Origin of the sequence: Lactobacillus sp. N54.MGS-719 (assembly GCF_000980505.1) — a bacterium.
In the GTDB taxonomy this organism is placed as follows: domain Bacteria; phylum Bacillota; class Bacilli; order Lactobacillales; family Lactobacillaceae; genus Lactobacillus; species Lactobacillus amylovorus.
The window spans coordinates 26,181-32,344 of sequence record NZ_LARO01000018.1 but is presented as its reverse complement, the minus strand read 5'-3'; the positions used below and the strand labels follow the sequence as shown (position 1 = coordinate 32,344).

The following is a 6,164-nucleotide window of genomic DNA, read 5'->3' as shown; positions in this document are numbered from 1 at the left end:
TAATGACTTTTTACAAGTACTCTCAACTGCACTAATCAAAAACCACGATTTAGTAGTTGCCGAGGAATTAAGAAACAGAAACCTGTTAAAGAATCATGCTTTGTCGCAATCAATTTCTGATGTCGGCTGGCGTAGTTTCCTGAATATGCTGGCTTATAAGGCAGATCTATATGGTAAAGAATTTCTAACAATTGATCCTAAATATACTACTCAACGCTGTCATGCTTGTGGCAGTATTATGGGCCAAAATGGTTATAAGAAATTAACCCTTAAGGATCGGGAGTGGACTTGTCCAATTTGTCGAATGCCCCATATTCGTGATTGGAATGCGGCAGTGAACATCTTAGAAAAAGGATTAAGCAAGTGGCAAAATCCTAAAATAAAAAAAGCAGCCTAGAAAGGCTGCAGTCCGTTAGCAACTCGCGGACTTAAAAGGCTTTGGTAATTAGACGACCTCTATCGGCAATAGTCAAAAGACTATTGCTGGTAAGTCAAGTCCGTATCTAAGCAAGTTGGTGTTCTGGTTAGCGCAAGCTAACGAGCCACTAAGCCCTAGACTTCAGTCTAGGGTAGTTGACGAAAAAAGGAGAGATGTAAATGAGAAAAATGATATTTATTGCTAACGGTAACAAAGAAGAAAAAGGCAATTAAACTAGTAAATTCTAATTTAGCATGATAACAAATTCTTAAATTACACACCCAATCCCCTTAAAACGAAAAGATTCCTGAAACTCGGTTACGAATTTCGGGGATCTTTTTATTGCTTTAAAATCTGTGCAAAGCGACTACGTAGACAACCAAAATCACACCCAAGATTAAGAAAATAATTGCAAGAGTGCGTTGCCATTTGGCTTCGTTTGTACTGTTTTTATTATTTTTCTTAGCATTGTTTTGCTTTTCGTTTAAGTATCTAAAGTATGAAATTGCCGCTACAAACAGGCAAAGAATTCCAATTATTAACATAAGAGTCCTCTCAAAAATCTGTATCTTTTTTATCTAATTTTACGCAAAAAAATAAAACTCTTCAAATTCGAAAAGCCTTATTTTTAATAAACAATTACTGGTTCATTAGTTATGACGTTGTCCCAAACGCTTCTGATTTCTGCAGGACGAATGTTAACACAACCGTGTGAACCACCTTGTAAGTAAGCTGTCTTGCTCCAGTCGGTTCTCTAACTAGCATCATGCAAGCCACAACCACTTAAGGTAAATGGCATCCAGTATTGAACCTTTGATGCGTATTTAGAACCGTCATCGTTAAATCCGCGGAGCACACTTGGTGATTGCTTGTACATGATGTACCAAACACCCTTGGGAGTTTGGCTGCCTTTACCACCTTTAAGAGTACCAGTAACGACATCATTCAAGTGAACTGCCACGCGGCCCTTGCGGACAATCCATAATTCTTGGTTCTTGATAGAAACTACAACGTAGTTATTGCCGATACCGTTGTTGCTCTTGCCATAGCCGTGAGCATAAGTACTGAAGCCTTCGCCGTAGATGTATTTACTACCATCAACAGTAGCATCGCCGTTCATAAAGGCTTTTTCTACAGCTGTAGTGGCTTTCTTTACATAAACGCCCCAGCCGTAGCTTTCGTTAGTAGTGGTAATGGTTTTACCATCAACTTTATTGCCAACGGGAACTGCAATCTTGTAAGTTTTTTTAAGCGTCTTAACTTGGTTATTGATTTCTTTTAACTTCTTAGTTAAGCCCTTAACGTCAGTAAATTGATATTTGCCATCCTTATAAGTAACTTCACGAATCAAATCAGCGGCATTTAGCTTGAAGCTCTTACCAGCAATGTTGTAAGTAACAGAAGCTTTTTGCATCTTTTGCAAGTTCTTTTTTGCTTCGCTTAAGTCCTTTGAGTTGTAAGTGTACTTTTTATTGTTAGGCAAGTCTGTATGTTGTTTATCGAAGTAATTTTGTACAGTTTGACTATCAATTGTTTGGATGTTGGTGTCTCGTTCAGAAACCAACTTCTTGTTTCTCAAGAAGAATACGTTGTCGGCCTTTTCGTTAATCTTGTTGGTAGCCTTGTTAACAGTTAAATTGCCAACCTTGACCCCATAGATAGTAACGTTAGGGTTGAAGTGAGTAGTCGCAAAAGTGCGTTGCTTTTGTTCGGCTTGAACTCGCTTGTTGTGAATAAACACACCACAAATAATTGCAATTATGATAATTACGCCGATAATTATTAAATAGAGATTATTGCGGTTATTATGTTTTCTAAGTTCTCTTCTAGATTGCATATTGTTATTATCCATCTCTTGAATTTTCGAATAAGCGTTTGCTTTGACATAGTATAGCAAGTGTTACTAATATAGTAAAGTTACGTGCTTATTTTACTTTATTAGCAATGTAGATAACATCATTTATTTTAGGAGGGGGAAAATATGAATAATGATCCATTAGTTTTCCAGCTAAGCGTGGCAAAGGATAAACCCCAGTCTTATCGTAAGGATAAGAAGAAAAATGTTTGTCCCTTTTGTGATGTCGCAAGCCTAACTGACATTTACAAAAAAGAGGACGACATTATTTGGCTGCACAATAAGTACCCAACTTTACGTGATACTGTTCAGACTGTTTTAATCGAGTCGAGCGACCATAACGGCGATATAAGCACCTATACTAAGGAACACAACCGTAAATTGATGCGTTTTAGTTTGGATTGCTTTGACCAAATGAACCAAGATACCAACTACGAGTCAGTGGTGTGGTACAAAAATTATGGTCCTCATTCTGGTGGCTCATTGATTCATCCCCATATGCAGATTGTTGGCTTCAAGCATGAGGATGGCTATAAGTACATTCACCCTAACAACTTTGAAGGCAAGACCCTGTTTGATGAAGATGGGGTAGAGGTCAACATCGCGGAACATCCCGTCCGAGGCTACACTGAATTAAATATTAACTTGATTGATCGTATCGATGTTGATCTTTGGGCTGACTGGTTGCAAAGTGGTGCGAAATACCTGCTTAACGTTATGTATAATGGCAGATGCGATTCGTATAACTTATTCTTTTATCCACGTAACGATGGTGGCATTTGTGCTAAGTTTATAACGCGTTTTGAAGCGCCACCTTACTTTGTGGGTTATAAACTGTCCCAGGTAAACGATGAAATCACGCTGGATAAAGAAGCACATCGCTTTAGAAAATTTTATGATGAAGGTTCTAAGGTAGAATAAAAAAAGCATTCTCGATTGAGAATGCTTTTTCGCTAGAATTCAGTATGAATAATGTTGTCTTCAGGACGGTGAGCTTGGATCCGGAGTACGTTCCAGTCAAAGACGTCGTCTGGCTTAATCAAATTAATGGTCAATTTGCCATCTTTCATAGCAAAATCAAGTTCAGTTCTGTGCTCGATCCATTCAACGCGGTTAGGCTCTTTATCTAGGCCTTCAACTACGATCTTAGCTGGAATATCCTTCAAGAAGACATATTTCTGATAATCAGCATGGCGGTTTTCTAAAATGAAACCATCACTGACAGTTAAAGGGCTAGGCTTGCCTTCGTTAAAGGCATGACCAAATTGGTGCATCCATGAATTAATGGTATCAAGCAACTTTTGGGTAGCTTCATCGAATTTACCGTCATTAACAGGGATGTTAATAATGGTAGCTTCACCATTTTTACGATTATTAACCATCGTATCAATTACGTTAACGCTGGCTAAATCGAGGCCAGCTTGCTCGTCAGCTAAAAAGATCGTGTACTTTTCGCAGGCTTCTTTAAAAGCAGCAGGATCGCTACTCATAACGGCACGGGCACCAATGTTACGTGCAGTTTTAACTAAAAAATCGGCGTCAAAGTCACCAGTTGTTTTAAAATTTAAGACAATTGCAAAATCAGGATTCATCTTTTTGTCCTCCTTGTTAATTACTAACTTAGTTTACCGTAAAGGAATAAAAATGAAAATTATTATTGCCCCAGCAAAAATTATGAAAATCGACCGTGATTCATTTCCCGTGCAATCAAAGCCGGAGTTTTTGACTAAGACCAGAATACTAGAGCATTTTTTGAAGTCACGCACGAAAGAGCAACTAGATACTTTGTGGCATGCTAGTCAAAAGGTGACGGAACAGAGCATTCTTCAATTAAAAAATATGGACTTGGATGATCGCTTAACACCAGCAATTTTAGCCTTTTCAGGCATTCAATATCAGTACATGGCACCAGACATTTTTACCCAGCCAGCGCTTGATTATATCCAAAAGAATTTGCGCATTCTTTCCGGTTTTTACGGGATGCTCAGGCCATTTGACGGTGTTTGTCCATATCGTTTGGAATTAAACACCAAGATGATCGGCTTTCGTGACTACAGTCTCTACCACTTTTGGGGCGATGACATTGCCAATAGTTTGTTTAAAGAAGACGATACAGTAATCAATTTAGCCTCAAAGCAGTATATGCGCTTGATCAAGCCATATCTAAATGAAAAGCGTAGAATGATAACCATTGATTTTCAAGAATTAAAAAATGGTGAATGGAAAACCGTTGGTGTCCACGCTAAGATGGCGCGCGGTGAAATGGTGCGTTTTATGGCAGAAAACCAAATAAAAAATCCCGCAGATTTGCGAGATTTTCATGATTTTGAATTTCAATTTGAGCCAGAAGTTAGTTCAGATGATCATTATATTTTTAGAACTGCCTTCGATTTTAGTCAGCGCTAGAATAATGGTTTTAAAAATTGTGCGGTTAGGTCAGCTGCTTCATCTTTGTATTGACCAGTAAAGCTATGATCTGCATTTTCGATAGTATGCATTTCACTATTTGCGTAAACTTCGTCATACTTTTTAGCATACTTAGGATCAACGACTTGATCGTTAGTGCCAACAATGACTGATACCGGACCAGTGAAGCGCTCAGATACTTCGTAAATTGGCAAAACTTGTGCGGTTCTTAAGTAGAAGCCGCCTAATTTTTTATCGCCAAGAGGCACAGTTGCAGGAATGTGATCAGGATTGTAAGTTGCGCCTTGTGTATCGCCCTTTAATGCATCGTCCTTAAGTTGAGCTGCAGGGGCCAAAAGCACAACCTTTTTGATAATGTCGGGATAAAGTCCAGCGAGCATTGAGGCAATTACGCCGCCTTGAGAATGACCTACTAAAAAGATATTGCGCACGTGTGGATCGGTACGGACATATTCCAAAATAGCTTGACCATCGGCAATTTCGTTGCACACAGTCATATTTTCAAATTTACCGTTGCTTTCACCATGACCATTGAAGTCAAAACGCACGCTGGCTACATTTTTGTCACGTAAGTCGTCAGCAATCTGTCTTAATAGATCAGTATTTCTATTTGCAGTGAAGCCGTGCATAAGTATAGCCATGTCATAAATTTCGCCAAAAGGCTCTTCACGATCTCCTACTAAGGTGAGACCATCTCTTTCAATTGTAATGCGGGACATAGATTTCCCCCTTTCTTCATGCTTTACATTTATTGTAAGCTTTTTAAGTTTAAAAACGGCAAAAAAAAGAGTTTAAGAAATTGTAAAGATTGGCGCAATGAGCGTAATATTTAGTTATTGAATATGGGAGGAAACAATAATGGAAATTGTATTTATCCGTCATGGTCAAACAGACGTAAATAAAGATAACCGACTTCAAGGTGCAAAAGTTGATGCGGAATTAAATGATTACGGCCACGAATATGCCAGAAAAGCAGCCAAGAATTTTGATGAAAGTGAATTTGATGTTGTTTACTCAAGCCCAATGAAGAGAGCGGTAGAAACAGCCAAGATTTTTACTAAGGGTAAAAAAGAGATCAACTTGGATGACCGCTTGCTTGAATTCGACTTCGGCGATTGGGACGGCATGAAGATGGATGAAATTGGTGAAAAATATCCGGATGTTGTCGATCCTTGGGGCAAGGTAAATCGTGACTATGTTAAATATTCTAAGAATGGCGAAAGCTATGAAGATTTTGACAAACGTTGTGGTGAATTCTTAGATGAAATGTACCGCAAATATCCTGATAAAAAGGTTTTGGTTGTAGCTCATGGCCGTTTAATCAGAATGATGGCTGCTCACTATTTGACTAACGGTGACATGGATAAAATCGATACGCCAGACAACAGCGCCTTAACTAAATTCAGCGTAAAAGGTGGCATTGCACGTTTGGTATACTACAACCGTGTGCTTGCTTAAGAGAAA

General features: G+C 38.6%; 7 protein-coding genes and 1 pseudogene. 4 read left to right on the top strand and 4 right to left on the bottom strand.

All coding sequences use genetic code 11. The annotated features are described in order from the left end of the window. On the top strand, positions 1-397 hold a 397-nt coding region (locus WS44_RS04805; RefSeq protein ID WP_288145668.1), incomplete at its 5' end, for an RNA-guided endonuclease TnpB family protein. Between the two features lie 368 nt (positions 398-765). On the opposite strand, the gene WS44_RS04800 is transcribed toward WS44_RS04805, so the two are convergent. Together WS44_RS04800 and WS44_RS04795 are read right to left on the bottom strand one after the other, a co-directional pair. Continuing rightward, complete coding sequence (locus WS44_RS04800) at positions 766-963, bottom strand: hypothetical protein (RefSeq protein ID WP_013438702.1); 198 nt, start codon at positions 961-963, stop codon at positions 766-768. 83 nt (positions 964-1,046) lie between these two features. Continuing rightward, positions 1,047-2,255 (bottom strand): annotated as a pseudogene (locus tag WS44_RS04795) (L,D-transpeptidase family protein). Positions 2,256-2,399: 144 nt separating this feature from the next. On the opposite strand from WS44_RS04795, the gene WS44_RS04790 reads away from it, so the two are divergent. Continuing rightward, entirely contained in the window at positions 2,400-3,194 is a 795-nt protein-coding gene (locus WS44_RS04790; protein WP_013438700.1) for a DUF4931 domain-containing protein, read from the top strand. A 32-nt stretch (positions 3,195-3,226) separates the two neighbouring features. On the opposite strand, the gene WS44_RS04785 is transcribed toward WS44_RS04790, so the two are convergent. Next, positions 3,227-3,865, bottom strand: a complete 639-nt coding sequence (locus WS44_RS04785; RefSeq protein WP_046433409.1) for a hypothetical protein — start codon at positions 3,863-3,865, stop codon at positions 3,227-3,229. A 52-nt stretch (positions 3,866-3,917) separates the two neighbouring features. Here WS44_RS04785 and yaaA point away from each other — a divergent pair, with 52 nt between their 5' ends. Beyond that, positions 3,918-4,679: a peroxide stress protein YaaA gene (gene yaaA / locus WS44_RS04780; protein WP_014566209.1), complete on the top strand. Its 762-nt coding sequence runs from the start codon at positions 3,918-3,920 to the stop codon at positions 4,677-4,679. On the opposite strand, the gene WS44_RS04775 is transcribed toward yaaA, so the two are convergent. Beyond that, a complete protein-coding gene (locus WS44_RS04775) occupies positions 4,676-5,419 on the bottom strand; it encodes an alpha/beta fold hydrolase (protein ID WP_014566208.1) in 744 nt (247 codons plus the stop codon). The genes yaaA and WS44_RS04775 overlap by 4 nt on opposite strands. Positions 5,420-5,558: 139 nt before the next feature. Here WS44_RS04775 and WS44_RS04770 point away from each other — a divergent pair, with 139 nt between their 5' ends. Further along, a complete protein-coding gene (locus WS44_RS04770; RefSeq protein ID WP_013438696.1) occupies positions 5,559-6,158 on the top strand; it encodes a histidine phosphatase family protein in 600 nt (199 codons plus the stop codon). Positions 6,159-6,164 lie beyond the last annotated feature (6 nt).